Below are 17,495 nucleotides of genomic sequence, written 5' to 3' on the forward strand. Positions count from 1 at the left end.
GGGCAACCGGATATCCTGAGCCGCAACGGCTCTGGCCACAGGCGACCTCTGTGTGACCTCTTCGCTCAGCGCGATATACGGCAGATGGGCGCGTTGGAACCCGCTGCAGGGCAACCATTTTGGATTCCCGGCCAACGCGCGCACCGCGGCAGTAACGTGACATGTTCGACCGCTGGGGAGTCCTACTGGCAAGGTGCGCCACGCGGCAGAAGCGGATGTTGCCGCCCCGGTGGCCGACACATTCAGCCGCCAGCTTGACCTTAACAATAGTTAAGGTTGCACGATGCTGTGCATGGACGTTGACATCGAGGTGATCCGGGAACTGTTCGATCGCTATACCGAGCTCTGGATTCGGCATGAGATGCGGGAATGGGGAGAGCTTTTTACCGAGGACTGCGACTTCATCACGCATCGGGGCGTGTGGTGGCGGTCGCGGGAGGAGAATGTGCGCGGGCACGAGGATGTGCCCGAATCCGTTGTGGCACAGAAGAAGAACTACAGCCAGACAGTCATCGATGTCCAGCCTCTTGGTCCTGGAGTGATGCTGGTGCATACCCACTGGGTATGGCCCGATCACGTGTTGCCGGGTGCCGCTGTGGGCGAGGACCGTCGTGGCCTCGTCACCGCGGTTCTCGTACAACGCTCTGGGCGTTGGTTGATCCGGGCGGCGCAGAACACACGACTCAACGGGCTCGATGACTTCGCGCCGTGGCACGCGACGCCGGTTGACGAAGCCTGAGCCGAGCTGACCACCACGACCTCGAGCATCGCGGCGGTACCAAGAGTTGCTCGCCGGGCGCGGTGACGCGGTGGTTCAATCACTCGATGTGTGGTGACGAGATCATCGGTCAGTGGAGTGTGGAGGCCGGGTATCACAGCTCGATGGAGGACGAGCAGTTCGTCTTCTGGGGTGACGGTGTGGGGCTGGTGGAGTACGCGCGGCCGGGGTCGAGCGAGTGCGTACTGTTCCGATGGGCGCGGACGGCGATTCGGACGGTGCGGCTCGAACCGCATCGGTGCGTCCGGCGCGATGGTGGTGCGGTTGTGGACGATGATGTGCCCGAGATGGTCGAGATCGGTTATCGGATCACGCGAGAGAATCGGCCGTTGATCGGTGAGGTGCTGCCGGTGCTGTACCTGCCCGCTGCGTTCGCGATGACACCGGACGGCGGGTACGGGCTGATCACGCGGGAACCGGCGGTGTATTTCACGAACATGCGTCGCGCGAGTTCGTGAATCGTCGAAGCCTGTGCGCATCAGGCTGATATCCGCGTGACTCACTGCTAGAGGCGCTCAGAAATGAGCGGCCGCTCCGGGAGTCGGGGGCGTGGGCAGGAGTTCGGGCGATCGCCGCGGACTCCGATGTCGCCGAGCACAACGCTGAGGGCGACACCGCAGTCCGCGGCGAGCACTCAGGGCAGTACCGCGCAGGCAGGGCCGAGATTGATGCCGGTGCCGACGTTCATCGCATTGCGGGGGGTGTAGATATCGAAGTCGTCACCGTCCGCGAGTTCGAGGACCACGATTTTGTGCGGGCCCCTCCGGTCGGGGGTCCACGTGGTGTGCGCCGCTCCGGACGCGTCCGCGACCACTTCATACGGCTGGAATTGCTTGTAGTCCGCGGTGTGCGGGTCGTCGCCGATCTGGTCGAGCACGACCACCGTCTTGCCTGGGTCGGTGTGCACGGTGACCGCGTAGGAGCAGCCGGTGCCGCGGGCGTCTGCCGAGCTGCCGAAGCTTTGCCGCTGCTCGACGCTGATGCTCGTGACGACCGCCCCCGCCTGAGGCGCGGCGAACGCGATCGCCGAGGCCAGCACTCCGAGCGTCGCCACGGTGGTTGCTGCCGCCCTATTGGATTTACGCACGTTGAATTACTCTCTCTAGCAATGGATTCCCCCGTTTGGAGTCGAGGCGAACTATACAGGCGCCCAGCAGTTCCAGCGGCCGCATTTTTCCGCCTGCGGGGCAGCTATGCTGCAGCGACTGCGCCCGCACGGCGGTGACCCGTGCGGAGACTGCACATGACCGTCCTGCTGATCGTCGAGTTACCGGTGCCGACCCGCTGGTGAGCGAGCACGGTAAGCCCGCACGCTTTACCGGCGGTCCCGCTCGACCCCCGCCGCCATCAGTGCCAGGGTTCGACGAAATAGTCGTCGTAGGGCCAGCAATCGGTGCCGAGGTCCCGCAGCACACCATGGCGAAAGCGGAGCAGGTCCAGCCGTTCTTGCGGGGTGAGGTCGTCGTCGGGAGGCGCGGGGTCGTCCTTCCATTGGGCATCGGCGTTGTAGTGCAGTTCGCCGCCGACGTAATAGTCGCGGCGGAAGCTTGTGCGCCACTGGGAATTCGAGCCCCAGCCGTGCGATAAGTCCTGCACGTTCCGGTAGCAGCGCCAGAAGGTGAAGTACATGCAGGATCGCGAAGCGGCGTGCTGGTCCAGCACTGCCGATCCGGCGCGGACGGTGACGCCGGAACGCACCAGCAGCAAGTTCCCGATGAACGCACCGGGCCAGTGTTGGTCGACGATCGTGGGTGGTTCGTGCGGGTCGTCGGCCACGACAACGTCGACGATTTCGTGGAAGAACGGATGGAACTCTGCCTCGGTGATCGAGGTTGCTCCGGCCAGTTCGGTGAACTCGGTCCAGGCGGACGGCGACGCTCCCGAGTACGCGGTCTCCAGGTAGTGCGGCTGAAGTGGCACAAGAAGCATGTCCACGAGCCGATTCGCCGCGTACAGGCCCCAACGCTGCTCTGCGGTCAGCTCGCGACGATGCGCGTCTCGCACACCGTATCGGTGCAGTTCGGCGATCAGCTGCGGACGCTCGGCGAACCACGGTCCGATCTGCGCGGCGCCCCAGCCCGCAGGCTCGTCCAGCAACGACTCGAACAGCGCTCTGATTTCCCACAATTCGCTGTCGGACACCAGCCGAGCGTACAAGATCGACCCCGGCTCCCGAGCTGGGCGCACATCGACTCTGTCGGATGTTCCGCAGGACAGGTGAATACGACCCTGGTCTTGGGGGATTGATTATCGGTATAGCCGGTCCGATCATTGGCGGTAGGCCGGATGACGGTCGCTGGAGGGGGAGGGTGGGGGGATGACCAGTCTTCAGGCTGTACAGAAGATGCTGGTGCTTGCGGCAGTCGTGCTGATGGGGTCGGCGTGCGATAGCGGCAGCGACGGACTACCGACGCGAACGCCGCTACCGAGCGGGACGACATCGGCGACGGCTACAACCGCGCCGACCACTTCGCGACCCGCGATCCCGCCACCCGCCGATCTACCGCCCGCCATTCCGTCGGCCAACCAACCGCCGCCCGCGGATCCGCCGTCGGATACCGGCACCGCAGTGGTCCGCACCATCACCCTCTCCGGCACCCGGGTGCCGAACGTGCCGGTCATCGTGCGCCTGCGGCGGCCGTGTAACCCTGCGACGCACGAGATTCCGCCCAATACGACCGAGGTGCTGCGTCGCGAGGCGGTCACCGACCAGAACGGATCAGCGACCCTCACCCTCCCGCTCGGCTGCTACTCCCTCGACACGAATACCCCGCCGCCCGGGATGACGCCGTTCCCGAAACGAAGCCAGAGCCTGTTCCTGAAGTACGCCGGCCTGAAGGTAGATGGCGAGCTGCGCTTCCAGGAATCCGGACCGCAACCACCGTGCTCGGCCCAAACGGTCGTGCTGGAACTCTACGACCGCGACAAGCTCGACGACTACCTGCTCGACGCGAACCCCACGGTCCGCGACTGCGACGGCCAGTGGGCGTTCATAGCCTGGGACTCACCCGGAGACAACGCGCGCCTCGTCCGCCGTGCCGCCACCGGCTGGACCACCTATGTCCGCTTCCCGCACGACCTCTGCTGGACCAAGGCCGCCGCCGACGGCGTCCCCGCCCGCATGAAAGAGCACTTCCCCTGCTGAGCCGAGTCTGCGGTATGAGTAACGCGCGAACACTCGGCCCGCGGCACGCTCGAATGCCTCGCCCTGGTCAGTCTCGCATCGCCTGGGTGCGCAGTACATCGACCTCACAGCCCGGCAAGGTCGGGTCGAAGCCGTGTTCGACCAGCCAACGCACCCCCCGCAGGCTGCGCAACGACCACCATGCCCGGATCACGTCGAGGTCTACGTCGGTGCCGTAGCCGGCCACGACGTCGCCGAGATGCTCGGGGTGCCCGAGTGTCAAGGTGGCGAGGTCGAACAAGGCGTCACCCTGGGCCGCCTCGGACCAGTCGAGCACGCCGGTGACTTCGGCACCGGCAACGAACACATGGGCGACTTGCAGGTCGCCGTGCGTGAACACCGGGGTCCACGGCCGCAGCGCGGCTTCGGCCACCCGGCGGTTGCGGGCCACCACGTCGGCGGGAAGAACCCCGTTCGCGACGAGCCACTGACATTCGCCGTCCAGCTCCGAAGCGATTTCCTCGAGACTCCGGCCGGGCCATGGCGGCAGCGGCGCGTCGTGCAGCATCCGTACCGCCGTACCCGCCGCGGCCCAAGCCGCCGACGACGCGAGCGACGGCTCGCCGAGGCGGCCCAGTGCCACGCCCGGGAGCGCGGCGAGCGCGAGGACGGGCGGCTTGCGCCACAGAATCTCCGCAGTCGGGATCGGCGCCGTAGCCATCGCCTCGACCTCGCGATCGGTGCGCGCCTGATCAGTGTCGACCTTCAAGAACACGTCACCGACACGCAATGTCGCGCACTCTTGATGGGCGACGACGACCTGGACCTCTTCCACGTCGGCCATTATCGCGAGGAGCACCACCGGTGTCGCGGAGTTTTTCGCCCCTGAGGACTCAGGCGCGTGCGCGGTGCAGCGGTCGAGCTCGGCACAAGATCATGGGACTGCCGAAACGCGCATTTGCTTGGCGTGCTCCGTTTCGGAATGATCTGGCCCGAGGGATGTCGCGATGTTCGTGGCGCAGCGGGGAATTGGGGGGATTGTGACGGATATACAGCAGCACACTCAGGGAGCACCGGAGTGGGTTGAGATGCGGGATGGGCGGCGGCTGTACGCGATGGTACTGGCCGACGAGAAGGCCGAGACCGCTACGGCGACTGTGGTTTTCGAGGCTGGCTCGGGTACCGCGCGGTTTTCCTGGGCGAAGGTGCAGCCGGGCGTCGGGCGGTTTGCGCGGGCTATTGTTTATGACCGATCGGGGCTCGGGCGTAGTGCTTTCGATCCGGCGGGACGGACATTGGCGCGCATGGCCGATGATTTGAACGAGGTGCTCGATCATTTCGGGCCGGGCCCGTTCATTCTGGTCGGGCACAGTGCGGGTGGTCCGATTGTGCGGCTCGCCGCTGCTCGGCGGCCCGATCGGGTGGCGGGCCTTGTGCTTGTCGATCCCACCGATGAGGCGGCCGAGGTGCTGTTCGGTCGCGCGTTTCGCTGGTTCGAGCGGATCGCGCTCGCCGTCGGCACCGTCCTTGCTCGGCTTCGGTTGCTGGAGAAGGTGTACGCCTGGCAACTGCGTATCGTGCCGGACGATGTGCGCCGCGACATGGAGCGGGAGGCGTTCACGCCCGGCGTGCTGCGCACCCAGCGGCAACAGGCCGCCACCTATCTCGATGAGCTCGCTACCTGGCGAGACAATCCGCCGGAGCTCGGGTTGATTCCGGTGACCGCCATCTCCGGCGGGCGCGCCGGTGACGGGATGAGTGCGGCGATGCGCGCGAAAGCCAATGCCTCGCATGCCTATCGCGCCGCGCAATCGCCGCGTGGGCGCCATGTCATTGCCGAGCATTCCAGTCATTACGTGGTGGCCACCGAGCCGGAGCTGATTGTCGCCGAGATCGAGCGGCTGATGCCGCCGACGTAGGACCGGGGCACCATTCGGCGGGATGTGCGGCAGCGAAGCGCCTTTCGAATCGGGGTGACCATAATGCTTGTCGCCCCGACCCGGGAATGGTTTCGTCGGAGCCAACCGTCAGGTTGAGCGAAAGGTCCCGGTATGTCTGTCGATTACCCCGCGAGCGAAACCTCCGTGGTCAAGCTCGGTGCCCACATCGGCGCACAGATCACCGGGATCAGGCTTGGCGGTGACCTCGACGCGGCGACCGTATCCACCATCCGCGCCGCGCTGCACGAGCACAAAGTGCTCTTCTTCCGTGACCAGCAGCACCTGACGGAGGACGGCCAGTACGAATTCGCGGAACTGCTCGGTAAACCCACTACCCCACACCCGACGGTCACCTCGGCGGGCGTGAAGAGCCTGGCCATTGATTCCCGCCACGGCCGTTCGAACGCCTGGCACACCGATGTCACCTTCGTCGACCGGGTCCCGAAGGCCTCGATCCTGCGCGCGGTCGCGCTGCCGAGCTACGGCGGCTCGACCACCTGGGCCTCCACCGTCGCCGCGTACAACTCGCTGCCGGACCCGCTCAAGCGGCTGGCCGAGGGCCTGCGCGCCCGGCACACCAACCAGTACGACTACGCCGCCGACAGCGAGGACCGGGCGGACGAGGGCACCAGGGCCTACCGGCGCGAGTTCGAGTCCACCTACTTCGAGACCGAGCACCCGGTGGTGCATGTGCACCCGGAGACCGGCGAACGTGCGCTGCTGCTCGGCTGCTTCGTGAAACAGCTGGTCGGGCTGCCGAGCTCCGAATCGCAGGCCCTGTTCCGGCTGTTCCAGGACCGGGTGACCCGGTTGGAGCACACCACCCGCTGGCACTGGTCGCTGGGCGACGTCGCCATCTGGGACAACCACGCGACCCAGCACTACGCCATCGACGATTACGACGGTAGCGAGCACCGTAGGCTGACCCGAATCACCTTGGCAGGCAGCATTCCGGTCGGCGTAGACGGCGCGCCGAGCACCGTGATCGCGGGCAACGCCGAGTACTACTCGACCGCCGATTCCCACACTCGAGCGGCGTAACGCGGTACCGAACACCGCGCGGACCGAAACCGAATTGCCACCCTCGCGGGAATAACCGGATCGACATTCCGCCGCGCGCCATCCGGAGCCGAACGCACGGCATCGATTAGCCTTTGACGGCCCACGCCGGTGACGACACGCATACAGGTACCGATTGATCTACGCCTGACGACGGGAATCGCGTGAATTTATGGAACTACCTCCGAGGACGCGGAGATTTCCTGGCGTTCCTCACCTATCAGCATGCCTCCCTGGCGTTTCAGACGGTGCTGGTCGGAACGGTCGTCGCCGTTCTCATCGCCGTCGCGGTGTATAGGCTTCCGCTGCTGTCCGCGCTTTCCCTGACATCGAGTCGGGTGGCGTTGACAATTCCCTCGTTGGCGCTGCTCGCGTTGCTGCTGGTCCCGTTCGGACTCGGGGTGGTCCCCTCGTTCATCATGCTGGCGTTCTTCGCGGCCTTGCCGGTGATCGGCAACGCGATCGTCGGATTGCGCGCGGTGCCCGCCTCGGTGGTCGAGTCCGCCCGCGGCATCGGCTTCTCGCGCTGGCGGATTCTGCTGACGGTCGAATTGCCGATGGCCTGGCCGGTGATCCTGACCGGTATCAGGGTGTCCACCCAGATGATCGTCGGTGTCGCGGCCATCGTCGCCTACGTCCTCGGCCCCGGCCTCGGCTCGCTGATCTTCAACGGCCTCTCCCGGCTCGGCGGCGCGAACGCCCTCGAAATGGCGCTGACCGGCACCGTTCTCATCGTTCTCATCGCGTTGGTGTTCGACGCGCTCCTCGTCCTGCTCGGCCGCCTCACGATCGCAAAGGGACTCTCATGACGGACGCCGTGACCAGCCAGGCTCCGGAGCGCAACGTGACCGGCGCGTCCATCCACCTGGAGTCGGTGGTCAAACGCTATCGCGGCCAGGACAAACCAGCGGTCGAGCGGCTCGACCTGGAGATCGACGCGGGCGACATCGTCGCCTTCGTCGGCCCGTCCGGCTGCGGCAAGACGACCACGCTGAAGATGATCAACCGGCTGATCGAGCCGACCGAGGGCCGGATCTTCATCGGCGACCGCGATGTCACCAAGGAGGATCCGGACAAGCTCCGGCAGTCGATCGGGTACGTGATCCAGTCCGGCGGGCTGTTCCCGCATTGGACGGTCGCCAAGAATGTCGGGGCCATCCCGCGGGTACTCGGGTGGGACAAGAAACGGATCGCCGAACGCACCGAATACCTGCTCGATCTGGTCGGCCTCGATCCCGCGACCTTCGCCGACCGGCTGCCCAAGGACATGTCCGGTGGCCAGCAGCAGCGGGTCGGTGTGGCCCGCGCGCTGGCGGCGGACCCGCCGGTGCTGCTGATGGACGAGCCGTTCGGCGCGGTCGACCCGATCACCCGGGTTCGCTTGCAGGACAGCCTGATCGCGATCCAGCACGAGCTCGGCAAGACCATCGTGATCGTCACCCACGATTTCGAGGAAGCCACCAAGCTCGGCGACAAGGTGCTCATCCTGTCCGAAGGCGGGCACGTCGAGCAGTACGCGCGCCCGGAGGAGATCCTCACCGACCCGGCCACGCCGTTCGTGGAGGAGTTCGTCGGGTCCGGCGCGAAGCTGGCGTATCTGACGGTGTCGCGGGTGCGCGACGTCGCCTACGACGAGGTGATGACCGTCCGGGTCGGCGAACCCGCGCAGAGCGTGATCAAACGCGCGAAAGCCGCGGGACACACCTGGGTTGTCGTGGTCGACGACGCCGGTCGGCCGCGGTCGTGGCCGTCGCTCACCGAGGTGGCCACCAAACCGGAGGTCTCCGACTTCCTCGACCGGCGACTGCCCGTGGTGGCCCGCTCCTCCACCCTCAACGACGCGCTCGACGCCATGCTCGCGGCGAGCCAGGGCGCCGCGCTGGTCACCGACGGCAGGGGCGCGGTCGTCGGCTCGCTCAGCATCAGCTCGGTGACCGAAACGATCCAGGCCAAGCTCGCCGACGTGCGCTCCGAAGACGAAGACCTCTCCTACGAGACCTACGTCGACGGCACCGATCCGGCGCCGACCCCGGTGGTCGCCGCCGACGACGAACCCGGATCGGCCGAGCGGTCATGAATCGGCTGCGGCGCATACCGATCGACGTGTGGTTCGAGCCGATCATCATCCTGGTCATCGGGGTCGGCTATGTGCTCTGGTACCGATCGACGACGTTCACCCCAACCGAGCAGGCGTCGCTGGCGTGGGCCAATCTGCGGACCACGATCCTCGAACACGTCAAGCTGACCGTGGTGGCCACGCTGATCGTGGTGGTCGTCGCGATTCCGCTCGGCATCGCGCTCACCCGGCCCGCGTTGCGCCGGCTCGAGCCGATCGCGGTCAATGTCGCCAATATCGGTCAGGCGGCGCCCGCGGTCGGGCTGCTCGTCTTGTTCACCTTCTGGCTGGGCACCGGATTCCGTACGGCGATAGTCGGTCTCGTGGTGTACGCGATCCTGCCGATCCTGCAGAACACCATCGTCGGACTGCGGCAGGTCGATCATCGCACGATCGAGGCCTCGCGCGGCATCGGCTATTCGGGCGCCAGGACGCTGTTCCAGGTCGAGTTGCCGCTCGCGGTGCCGGTGATCCTCAATGGGGTACGCACCGCGCTGGTCATCCTGGTGGGCACCGCGACGCTGAGCACGTTCATCGGCGCGACCAGTCTCGGCACGCTGATCACGACCGGTGTCACACTCTTCCTGCCCAAGCTGCTCATCTCCGGAGCGATCCTGGTCGGGCTGTTGGCGTTGATCATCGACTGGCTCGGCAGACTCGTCGAACTCGCCGCGACACCGCGGGGTGTCTCATGAAATCCATACGCACACAACTGGTTACGATCCTTTCCTCGCTGGTCGTCGCGGTACCCGCACTGGCAGGCTGCGGCCTGGTGAGCTCATCCGGAACGTTTCACGACGCCCGGCTGCCGGACGGCGAGCGGCCGCTGGACGGCGCGGAGCTCGTGGTCACCTCGAAGAGCTTCACCGAGGGGGTATTGCTCGGCAAGATCACCGCGACCTACCTGGCCGCGGCGGGCGCGGAAGTGAAAGACCTGACCGGGGCGCCGGGTTCGGCGTCGTCCCGCCAAGCCCAGCTGAACGGCGACGCCGACGTACTGTGGGAGTACACCGGGACCGGCTGGGTCAACTACCACAACCAGACCGAGACGATCGCGGACCCGCAACAACTCTGGCAACGAGTTCATGAGCTGGAGAAGCGCGACTACAACCTGGAGTGGTTGCCACCGGCCAACTTCAACGACACCTACGCCTTCGGCGCGTCGACGCCGACCGCCGAGCGCCTCGGGGTGAAGTCGCTCTCCGATGTCGCCGCCCTCCCGATCCCCGATCGCACCTTCTGCGTCGATGACGAATTCTTCAGCCGCTCCGATGGTTTCATCCCGATGCTGGCCAAATACGGTATCCCGTACAACGATCCGAACGGCGTGCCGTCCGGCAACGTCACCCGGATGGACGCGGGCATCGTCTACACCGCGACATCCAAAAGCGCCCCTTGCAATTTCGGCATGATCTACACCACCGACGGCCGGGTCAAGAACCTGAATCTCGCCGTCCTCTACGACGACAAGAAGTTCTTCCTGCCCTACAGCGGAACAGCCGTCGTCCGCGGCGCCGTCATCGACCGCTATCCCCCACTGCGGACCTTGATCGGAACAATCTCCGAGCACCTCACCGATGAACTCATGCAGGACCTCAACGGTCGCGTCGACATCGACGGAGAAGACCCCGCCGACGTCGCCTACGACTGGTTGAAGAGCGAGAAGCTAGTGGCATAGGCCACCGATGTCAGGCGTACCCACTGCGGCGTAACCCAATTCAGGTAAACGCGGGACGCCGAGCCGAGATCGAGGTGCTCAGCTGACGGCAGCGCCGAACCACACGGGCAGCCGGCGGAGCAGATCCTGCTGATCGGCGCCGACCCAGGCCACATGGCCGTCCGGCCGCAACAGCACGGCGGGCACATCCAGGTCCGCGCCGGCATCGACGACGTGGTCGACCCGATCCGCCCAGCCGGCCACCGAGAGCAGGCCGGTCTGATCGAGCAGGAGGCCGCGACCGTTGCGCATCAGCGAATAGAGGCGTCCGCTGCGCAATTCGATGTCGCGCAACCGTCGACCGAGCAGTTCGTGGCCTTCGCCGAAGTCGTAGCGGATGCCGATCGCGATGACCTGCTCGATCAGGTACCGGTTCACCTCCTCGAAGTCCATCAGTTCCGAGATCAGGCGGCGCACCGCCTGCGGGCCCGGCGCGAGGGACGTCAGCTCCATTTGCGCGCGAGTGTTGTTCAGCACGGCGGCGGCCACCGGGTGCCGTTCGGCCTGGTAACTGTCCAGCAGGCCCGGCGGTGCCCAGCCGTTCACCTCGGCGGCCAGCTTCCAGCCGAGGTTGAACGCGTCCTGGATACCGAGGTTGAGCCCCTGCCCGCCCATCGGCGGGTGGACGTGCGCCGCGTCGCCCGCCAGCAGGACCCGGTCGACCCGGTACCGCTCGGCCTGACGGGTCGCGTCGCCGAAACGGGACAGCCAGCGCGGCGAGTGCGCGCCGAAATCGGTGCCCGCGGTCGCCCGCAGCTGCCGCTTCAGCTCGTCCAGGGTCGGCGGGATCGTGCGATCCTCGGCCAGGCCGTCGGCGGGCGCGACGACGCGGTACACCCCGTCCCCGAGTGGCGCGGCGCCGAAGCGCAGCTGGGTCTTGCGGACTTCGGCGTTCGCAGCGGCGATCGTCGCCGGTGACGCGGTCAGCCGCACCTCGCCGAGCAACGTCTCGACCGTGGTCGGCTCGCCGGGAAAGTCGACGCCGAGCAGCTTGCGCACCGTGCTGCGACCACCGTCGCAGCCCACGAGGTAGCGCGAGCGCAGCTGCGTGCCGTCGCCCAGCTCGACGGTCACCCCGTGCTCGTCCTGGCTGAGCCCGCTCACCGCGCAACCCCGCCGGATCTCGACGCCGAGTTCGTCGGCGCGCTCGAGCAGCAGCCGCTCGGTGGTGGTCTGCGGAATGCCGAGGACGTACGGGTGCGCGGTGTCCAGCCGAGGCGACGGTTTGGCGATGCCCGCGAAGAAGCCGCCGACCGGGTGCTTGCGGCCCAGCGCGAGGAACGGCGCCAGCGCCCCACGCTGATCGAGTATCTCGATGCTGCGCGCGTGCAGGCCGAGCGCGCGGACCACCTTGGTCGGCTCGGTGTCCTGCTCCAGCACCACGGGTCGCACACCCTGCAACCGCAACTCACTTGCCAGCAACACGCCGGTCGGCCCGGCACCGGCGATGATCACGTCGATCATGCAACCCCTTCATTCGAATGAGTGACGATCTTGCAGCACGACCGGGGTCTTGCCGCAAGACCCCGGGTGCGCTATACATTGAAGTGGGCAAGGAGTGGGTAACCACCTTGCCCTTATCTATTTCCCGGGGTGCACAGTGAATTTTGGTCGGAATGTCCGGCCCGCGTAGCCGATGTCCCGGGGTGACGCATTCCGATGTAACAATCCGCCGGTCCGAATCGAATCAGAGACAAGGTCGAATACGTGCTTATCGCGGCTTAACATCCGTGAAGTAGAACTTACATCGGTAGCCGGAATTGGTTGCCCGCCTTAAACTTCCACACTCAAAAGGAATTCGATGGGAAGAAGGCGATGGGTAAACACCGCGCACCACGTAAGCCCGACGTTCCGATGCGATTGGCGATGGTGTCCACGGCCGCGCTCCTCACGGCCCTCATCTCCGCCGACCGGGACGGACCCGCCGACGGCGGACCGACGGCGAACCGGGACATCAGCACCCCGAGGCAATCCAGTAGCACGTTCGCGGCGCCACCGGCCGACCAACCGGACATCGCCCCGGATTCGGTTGTAGACGAACCACTTCCAGAGTCGACTCCCCGCCCCAGGCCCAGAATCGCCAGCAGACCAACGCCCCGGGCGGTGCCGCCGCTCGATGATTCGCCGCCCCACGATCTCGCCACCGTCACCGCAGCGTGGGTTTCGGGCACCCTCCAGGGCTACGAGTGGCTCGCACACATCGAGCAATGCATCCTGGCCCATATGAAGTCCACCATGGCGCAGCGCAGCGTGTAGTCAGCGCGGGCCGACCGCTCGGGTGCGCCATCGCACGGCGCGCCCGAGCGCAACACATGTTTCCTGAAACCTTGGGCACCACAACAAATCTCAGTCCTTCCGTGGTGGGCGGTCCCCACTCGAACCCCAGTCGAGATGGGCACTGCACTGTGCTTGTCTGGTCTCGGAGGTCCTGCCGACGAGGCGAACTACCGCAGCCGGGGTGCACGTGTCCGACTGCCGGAAAGCGACAGCCAGGACAACGGGGGGCAGACAGGTCTCTTCACTCGGCTGGCGCGACCTGCGCGCGGCATTCCCCCGACTCCGCAATCGCATGACAGCAGGAGAAGGAGAGAAGATGAAGTTGCGGATCGCCCTTGCGGTGGGCGCGGTATCCCTGTTCTCGATATTCGCTCCCGGTGCGCAGGCAGCTCCGGCGGAAGTCGAAATGGCCGACACCTCATGCCCGTCCGGAAATTTCTGTTTCTGGCCGTACAACAACTACCAAGGACCGCGCGGCAAGGTCGCCGGGGACAATGAGGACTTCCGGAAGTTCAAGCAGTCCGCATGCTCCTCCGGAACCTGGGACAACTGCATTCAATCCATCAAGAACCGCGGCACCCAGTGCACGGTGTACATGTTCTCCGGTTACAAGTACTCGGGTATCAGGCACAGCCTCGGCCGGGGCGACAATGTGCCCGACATCAGCAGGTGGGTGACCGACGGCTTCGCCAACAACATCAGCTCGAACAAGTGGTGTAACCCGTAGTCGGATTCGATCCTTGGCGGCCGGCGAGGGAGGCTTTCGCCGGCCGCTCCGGCGACGGAGGTGAACTGATGCCATCGAAACGCTCGATTTCCCTGCGGCTCTTGCTCTTCGGCCTTACGGCAGCGATGGCCTCGGCGTGCACTGCGGCCGCGCCGTCCACCGTGGAACCACTCCCCTCGCCGCCACCGTTCTCCGGCACGCTCAGCCCCACGGCGTTGGACTTGGTCACCTTCTCCGGTACCTGGCCCGCCACGCAACGGGTCCTCGATGACGCTCTGACACAACTCAATCGGCGCTGCCTTGCCGAGCAAGGATTCGACTACCCGGTCGAACCGTCCGCGCCACCACCGGCCGTCGACGACGAAGCCACCATCGACCTACCCGGACGCCGCTCGAATGGCTACGGCCTCACTGCATCTGGCGTCCCCCCGGCACAACAGACAACTGCGACCGACTCGTACATCGACAACCTGCCACCCGAGCGGCAGTACCGCTTCCGCACCGCACTGTTCGGCCCGCCCGACACCGAACGCGTGGTCGACTTACCGGACGGCAGCCGAATCACCGTGCCGGGGCGGGGTTGTGAGGCGCAGAGCCGCACCAGGCTCGCCGGTGACGTCACGCGCTGGGCTCAATTGACTTATGTCCCCGAGTACTTCTACAACCGGATGGCTGCACAGCTTTCCGCCGTGCCCGGTTTCCAGGACGCACTCACCGCCTGGCGCTCGTGCATGACAGCGAAGGGCTTCGAGTACCAGAGCCCAGACCACGCGTGGCAGACCTTCAAATCCGAGAAAGCCATCGGCACAGCAGATTTCCGACAACGCGAGATCGCGACAGCGGTCGCCGATGGCGAGTGCGCAGCCGAAACACGCCTTCCCGCAGCCACATTGGCCGCACGTCGAGAACTGGCGACAATCATGCCACCAGCCGATCGTCAAATGTTGCACGAACTCGCGCATTATCGGGATGCCATTGTCGAGCGGGCCGAATCCGCCTGACAGGCGGCGAGCAATCGACGGCCCGCCGAACCGGTTGTGCGCGACTGGAATCCGCGCTTAGTAGCTTGCGGCGGAATAGCTGAGGTCGGCGTTTCCAGAGCCCGCAAGGCAGCCACGCCACCTCGACCGCAGCCAACCACCAGGAACTATCCAGTCAAGGAAGGGTCGCCTGAGCGCGAGTTCGCCTGGCGTTAGATGCGATTCAAACAAGTACCGAACTGTGACAACGGTCACACCCACGCAGGCAAACGCCATCCGGGCAGAGAGGTTTGAAACACCTATGTGCAGTTAAATTCGGGCAACTGAAACTTGTTTGCTCGCCTATGTAGGGCTTGATACGATAATTTCATACAAAATGGGTTGAAAATGAACGACGACTCCATGTTCCGTCAGCGTGATGATTTGTCAATGATTTCGGTTCAGAACAACTTCGACGAGCCGGGGAGATCAAGCGCAGTTCGCCGGAGGGAAAGCAGTGCAGGGGCTAACTCAACACGACGTCAGAAGTACATTCGATGACGGACTTCCGACTCAGAATACCATCGATACCGCGATCATTGTCGGCGCCGGACTGGCGGGCCTTGCCGCCGCTTACGAATTAGCGAAGCAGGGCACCCGCGTCACCGTTCTCGAGGCCTGCGATCGCCCCGGCGGCCGAACCTGGACCTATCGTCACCCATTCGCCGACGGACTTCGCACCGAAGCGGGCGCGATGACGGTGACCGCGCAGTGCCATTACACGATGCATTATCTGCGGGAAATGCGGCTGGAGACCGAGCCGAGCGATCTCGTCGACACCGACTTCAGCTACCTGCGCAAGGGCATCCGGATCCGGCCGGACCAGCTCGACGAGCACGCCGAACACCTGGGGCTGGCGGCACACGAGCGTCACCTCACCGTCGCCGACCTGAACGCGCACTACGTCACGAAGTTCAACGAGAACATCGGCCCGGAGCTCACCGCACCGACCTGGACCCCGACACCGGACCTGCTGGCACTCGACCAGATCTCGGTCCGCCGCACCCTCGAAGACCGCGGCGCGTCCGCGGCCGCGATCAGTCTGATCGAACCGCTTTTCCTGGAGATGCGCGGCGGCGAACTGGAGTCCGCCTCGACCATGGCATGGGCGCGCTACGAGTCCGGCCACCGCGCCTTTTCCACCGCGGACTCCGGGTGGTACAAGGTCAAAGGCGGCACCGATCTACTCGCCCGGGCACTGGCGGACAAGGTGAAAGACCGTGTCCTGTACCGGAAACCGGTCGTCCGCATCGCGCAGACCGAGCACGACGCGCAGGTGACGTTCCTCGATCGCGACCGGCTGCACACGCTGACCGCCGACCGCGTCATCGTCACCGCACCGTTCAGCAGCCTGCGCCGGATCAACCTGTCGATGGCGGGCCTGTCCGCCGCGAAGCACGCGACCATCCGCCGCCTCAGGTACTCGTCGGTCCTGCGCATCTTTCTCCAGATGCGCAAGAAGTTCTGGCCCGAACAGCGGTTGATGCTGTCGACGGACACCCCGCTCGGCACGATCCGCGACGGCACGCCGCGACTACCCGGCCCCCGCAAGATTTTGGAGTGCTGGCTCACCGGCTGGCCCGCACAGGCGGCGGCCGACATGAACGAAGAAGAGCGGATCAATTTCGCCTTGGCCGAGCTGGAGCCGATCATGCCGGGGGCACGCGAGCATTTCGAGCTCGGCACGTCCATAGCCTGGGACAACGAGCCGTACATCGCGGGCGCGTACCTGCTGCCGGAGCTGGGCCACCACGAGCTCATGGCGCACACCAGAACACCGGAGGGAAGAATACATTTCGCAGGCGAGCACACCGCATTCGAACCCAATGGCGGCTCGATGAACTATGCGCTGGAGTCGTCGATTCGGGTGCTGCTCGAATTATCGTCCCTCTGATATCTCCGCCGCCTTCCGCCGACTCGACCTCGTCGAGGCAATCGGCAACTGCTGCCCCGCAAGGAACAATTGAATCGCACTAGTTGGAAGGGAGGATCGCTTTGCTTCATCCGCGCTTGTTGATCGTGGCGGATTGTGAGGGGATCGAGGATACGGTCAATGATCTCAAACGGCACGGTTTCGAACCCGAGCCGACCTCGACCGGGGCCGAAACCATGGCGGCTTACCCTGACTTCGACGTGGTACTCGTCGACCTCGACTTCACCGATTTCGACGGATTGACCTTGTGTCGAGAAATTCGCCGAGCCAGCGACATACCCATCATCGCTTTCGCCTCCGCATTCGAACTGGACAAGGTCCTCGCCCTGGAAGCGGGGTGCGACGACTGCATCGTCAAGCCGTACCACAGCCGTGAGCTCATGGCGCGACTCCGCGGCCTGCTGCGGCGGGTGCACATGATGTCCCAGCCCGCACTCATCGTCGGCCAACTGGAGATCGACTCGGCGCTGCGCGAGGTCCGGGTCGACAACCGACTGGTCGAACTGACCCGCAAGGAGTTCGAACTGCTCCGCTTGCTCGCCACCGAGCCGCAGCGGGTCTTCTCCAGAGCCGAACTGCTGCAACAGGTGTGGGGGTACGACGACGTGGACGCCGAAGTGACGTCGCTGGCCAGCCGGACCATCGACACCCACCTGAGCAGCGTCCGAAAGAAACTGGGCTCGGCGGACTGGATCGTCACAGTGCACGGCGTCGGGTTCCGCTTCAATGACGAAGCGGGGCGCGGCAAGTCGGCCCCGGCCGTCGCGGCGGCCCGCGCGAGCGGGACCGCCGGCTAGCCTGCCCC

Annotated in this window: 18 protein-coding genes; 14 read left to right on the forward strand and 4 right to left on the reverse strand. The window is 65.6% G+C overall.

The features are described from left to right. Positions 1–292 precede the first annotated feature (292 nt). Together ACIHA7_RS33440 and ACIHA7_RS33445 are read left to right on the forward strand one after the other, a co-directional pair. Entirely contained in the window at positions 293–739 is a 447-nt protein-coding gene (locus ACIHA7_RS33440) for an SgcJ/EcaC family oxidoreductase (RefSeq protein WP_397295157.1), read from the forward strand. An 86-nt stretch (positions 740–825) separates the two neighbouring features. Beyond that, positions 826–1,236: a hypothetical protein gene (locus tag ACIHA7_RS33445; protein ID WP_397295159.1), complete on the forward strand. Its 411-nt coding sequence runs from the start codon at positions 826–828 to the stop codon at positions 1,234–1,236. A gap of 176 nt (positions 1,237–1,412) precedes the next feature. On the opposite strand, the gene ACIHA7_RS33450 is transcribed toward ACIHA7_RS33445, so the two are convergent. Next, on the reverse strand, positions 1,413–1,865 hold the full coding sequence (locus ACIHA7_RS33450; protein ID WP_397295160.1) for a hypothetical protein: 453 nt from the start codon (positions 1,863–1,865) through the stop codon (positions 1,413–1,415). A gap of 260 nt (positions 1,866–2,125) precedes the next feature. Then, positions 2,126–2,920 carry a hypothetical protein gene (locus tag ACIHA7_RS33455; RefSeq protein WP_397295161.1) on the reverse strand — a complete coding sequence of 265 codons (795 nt, stop codon included), beginning with the start codon at positions 2,918–2,920 and terminating at the stop codon, positions 2,126–2,128. Between the two features lie 175 nt (positions 2,921–3,095). On the opposite strand from ACIHA7_RS33455, the gene ACIHA7_RS33460 reads away from it, so the two are divergent. Then, a complete protein-coding gene (locus ACIHA7_RS33460; protein ID WP_397295162.1) occupies positions 3,096–3,923 on the forward strand; it encodes a hypothetical protein in 828 nt (275 codons plus the stop codon). 67 nt (positions 3,924–3,990) lie between these two features. Here ACIHA7_RS33460 and ACIHA7_RS33465 read toward each other — a convergent pair whose 3' ends face one another. Beyond that, complete coding sequence (locus ACIHA7_RS33465) at positions 3,991–4,746, reverse strand: phosphotransferase family protein (RefSeq protein WP_397295164.1); 756 nt, start codon at positions 4,744–4,746, stop codon at positions 3,991–3,993. A 163-nt stretch (positions 4,747–4,909) separates the two neighbouring features. Here ACIHA7_RS33465 and ACIHA7_RS33470 point away from each other — a divergent pair, with 163 nt between their 5' ends. The 6 genes from ACIHA7_RS33470 to ACIHA7_RS33495 all read left to right on the forward strand — a co-directional run bounded on the left by ACIHA7_RS33470 (position 4,910) and on the right by ACIHA7_RS33495 (position 10,695). Beyond that, positions 4,910–5,821, forward strand: a complete 912-nt coding sequence (locus ACIHA7_RS33470; protein WP_397295165.1) for an alpha/beta fold hydrolase — start codon at positions 4,910–4,912, stop codon at positions 5,819–5,821. 132 nt (positions 5,822–5,953) lie between these two features. After that, the gene (locus tag ACIHA7_RS33475) at positions 5,954–6,883 is read left to right on the forward strand and encodes a TauD/TfdA dioxygenase family protein (RefSeq protein ID WP_397295167.1); all 930 of its coding nucleotides are present in this window, start codon (positions 5,954–5,956) and stop codon (positions 6,881–6,883) included. Between the two features lie 182 nt (positions 6,884–7,065). Then, complete coding sequence (locus ACIHA7_RS33480) at positions 7,066–7,710, forward strand: ABC transporter permease (protein ID WP_107655737.1); 645 nt, start codon at positions 7,066–7,068, stop codon at positions 7,708–7,710. Further along, positions 7,707–8,978, forward strand: a complete 1,272-nt coding sequence (locus ACIHA7_RS33485) for an ATP-binding cassette domain-containing protein (protein ID WP_397295169.1) — start codon at positions 7,707–7,709, stop codon at positions 8,976–8,978. The genes ACIHA7_RS33480 and ACIHA7_RS33485 overlap by 4 nt, the downstream gene beginning before the upstream one ends. Continuing rightward, complete coding sequence (locus tag ACIHA7_RS33490; protein ID WP_397295172.1) at positions 8,975–9,712, forward strand: ABC transporter permease; 738 nt, start codon at positions 8,975–8,977, stop codon at positions 9,710–9,712. Before ACIHA7_RS33485 ends, ACIHA7_RS33490 begins: the two co-directional genes overlap by 4 nt. Beyond that, complete coding sequence (locus ACIHA7_RS33495; RefSeq protein WP_397295174.1) at positions 9,709–10,695, forward strand: glycine betaine ABC transporter substrate-binding protein; 987 nt, start codon at positions 9,709–9,711, stop codon at positions 10,693–10,695. Before ACIHA7_RS33490 ends, ACIHA7_RS33495 begins: the two co-directional genes overlap by 4 nt. 78 nt (positions 10,696–10,773) lie before the next feature. Here ACIHA7_RS33495 and rox read toward each other — a convergent pair whose 3' ends face one another. Beyond that, entirely contained in the window at positions 10,774–12,198 is a 1,425-nt protein-coding gene (gene rox, locus ACIHA7_RS33500; RefSeq protein ID WP_397295176.1) for a rifampin monooxygenase, read from the reverse strand. Positions 12,199–12,837: 639 nt separating this feature from the next. Between rox and ACIHA7_RS33505 the strand changes: the two genes are divergently transcribed. The 5 genes from ACIHA7_RS33505 (at position 12,838) to ACIHA7_RS33525 (ending at position 17,487) form a co-directional block, all read left to right on the forward strand. Beyond that, the gene (locus tag ACIHA7_RS33505) at positions 12,838–12,990 is read left to right on the forward strand and encodes a hypothetical protein (RefSeq protein WP_397295178.1); all 153 of its coding nucleotides are present in this window, start codon (positions 12,838–12,840) and stop codon (positions 12,988–12,990) included. 337 nt (positions 12,991–13,327) lie between these two features. After that, positions 13,328–13,738, forward strand: a complete 411-nt coding sequence (locus ACIHA7_RS33510) for a peptidase inhibitor family I36 protein (protein WP_397295180.1) — start codon at positions 13,328–13,330, stop codon at positions 13,736–13,738. A gap of 68 nt (positions 13,739–13,806) precedes the next feature. Continuing rightward, a complete protein-coding gene (locus ACIHA7_RS33515; protein WP_397295182.1) occupies positions 13,807–14,739 on the forward strand; it encodes a hypothetical protein in 933 nt (310 codons plus the stop codon). Between the two features lie 475 nt (positions 14,740–15,214). Beyond that, positions 15,215–16,651 carry a flavin monoamine oxidase family protein gene (locus ACIHA7_RS33520; protein WP_397295184.1) on the forward strand — a complete coding sequence of 479 codons (1,437 nt, stop codon included), beginning with the start codon at positions 15,215–15,217 and terminating at the stop codon, positions 16,649–16,651. Positions 16,652–16,752: 101 nt separating this feature from the next. Further along, the gene (locus ACIHA7_RS33525) at positions 16,753–17,487 is read left to right on the forward strand and encodes a response regulator transcription factor (protein ID WP_397295186.1); all 735 of its coding nucleotides are present in this window, start codon (positions 16,753–16,755) and stop codon (positions 17,485–17,487) included. Positions 17,488–17,495 lie beyond the last annotated feature (8 nt).

Source organism: Nocardia sp. NPDC052316, from assembly GCF_044547795.1.
Classification (GTDB): Bacteria; Actinomycetota; Actinomycetes; order Mycobacteriales; family Mycobacteriaceae; genus Nocardia.

Coding starts and splice junctions, on each gene's coding strand:
- ACIHA7_RS33495 (WP_397295174.1), top strand. CDS start 9,709: ATGAAATCCATACGCACACAACTGGTTACGATCCTTTCCTCGCTGGTC.
- ACIHA7_RS33460 (WP_397295162.1), top strand. CDS start 3,096: ATGACCAGTCTTCAGGCTGTACAGAAGATGCTGGTGCTTGCGGCAGTC.
- ACIHA7_RS33515 (WP_397295182.1), top strand. CDS start 13,807: ATGCCATCGAAACGCTCGATTTCCCTGCGGCTCTTGCTCTTCGGCCTT.
- ACIHA7_RS33445 (WP_397295159.1), top strand. CDS start 826: ATGTGTGGTGACGAGATCATCGGTCAGTGGAGTGTGGAGGCCGGGTAT.
- ACIHA7_RS33485 (WP_397295169.1), top strand. CDS start 7,707: ATGACGGACGCCGTGACCAGCCAGGCTCCGGAGCGCAACGTGACCGGC.
- ACIHA7_RS33475 (WP_397295167.1), top strand. CDS start 5,954: ATGTCTGTCGATTACCCCGCGAGCGAAACCTCCGTGGTCAAGCTCGGT.
- ACIHA7_RS33490 (WP_397295172.1), top strand. CDS start 8,975: ATGAATCGGCTGCGGCGCATACCGATCGACGTGTGGTTCGAGCCGATC.
- rox (WP_397295176.1), bottom strand. CDS start 12,198: ATGATCGACGTGATCATCGCCGGTGCCGGGCCGACCGGCGTGTTGCTG.
- ACIHA7_RS33470 (WP_397295165.1), top strand. CDS start 4,910: ATGTTCGTGGCGCAGCGGGGAATTGGGGGGATTGTGACGGATATACAG.
- ACIHA7_RS33510 (WP_397295180.1), top strand. CDS start 13,328: ATGAAGTTGCGGATCGCCCTTGCGGTGGGCGCGGTATCCCTGTTCTCG.
- ACIHA7_RS33465 (WP_397295164.1), bottom strand. CDS start 4,746: ATGGCCGACGTGGAAGAGGTCCAGGTCGTCGTCGCCCATCAAGAGTGC.
- ACIHA7_RS33440 (WP_397295157.1), top strand. CDS start 293: ATGGACGTTGACATCGAGGTGATCCGGGAACTGTTCGATCGCTATACC.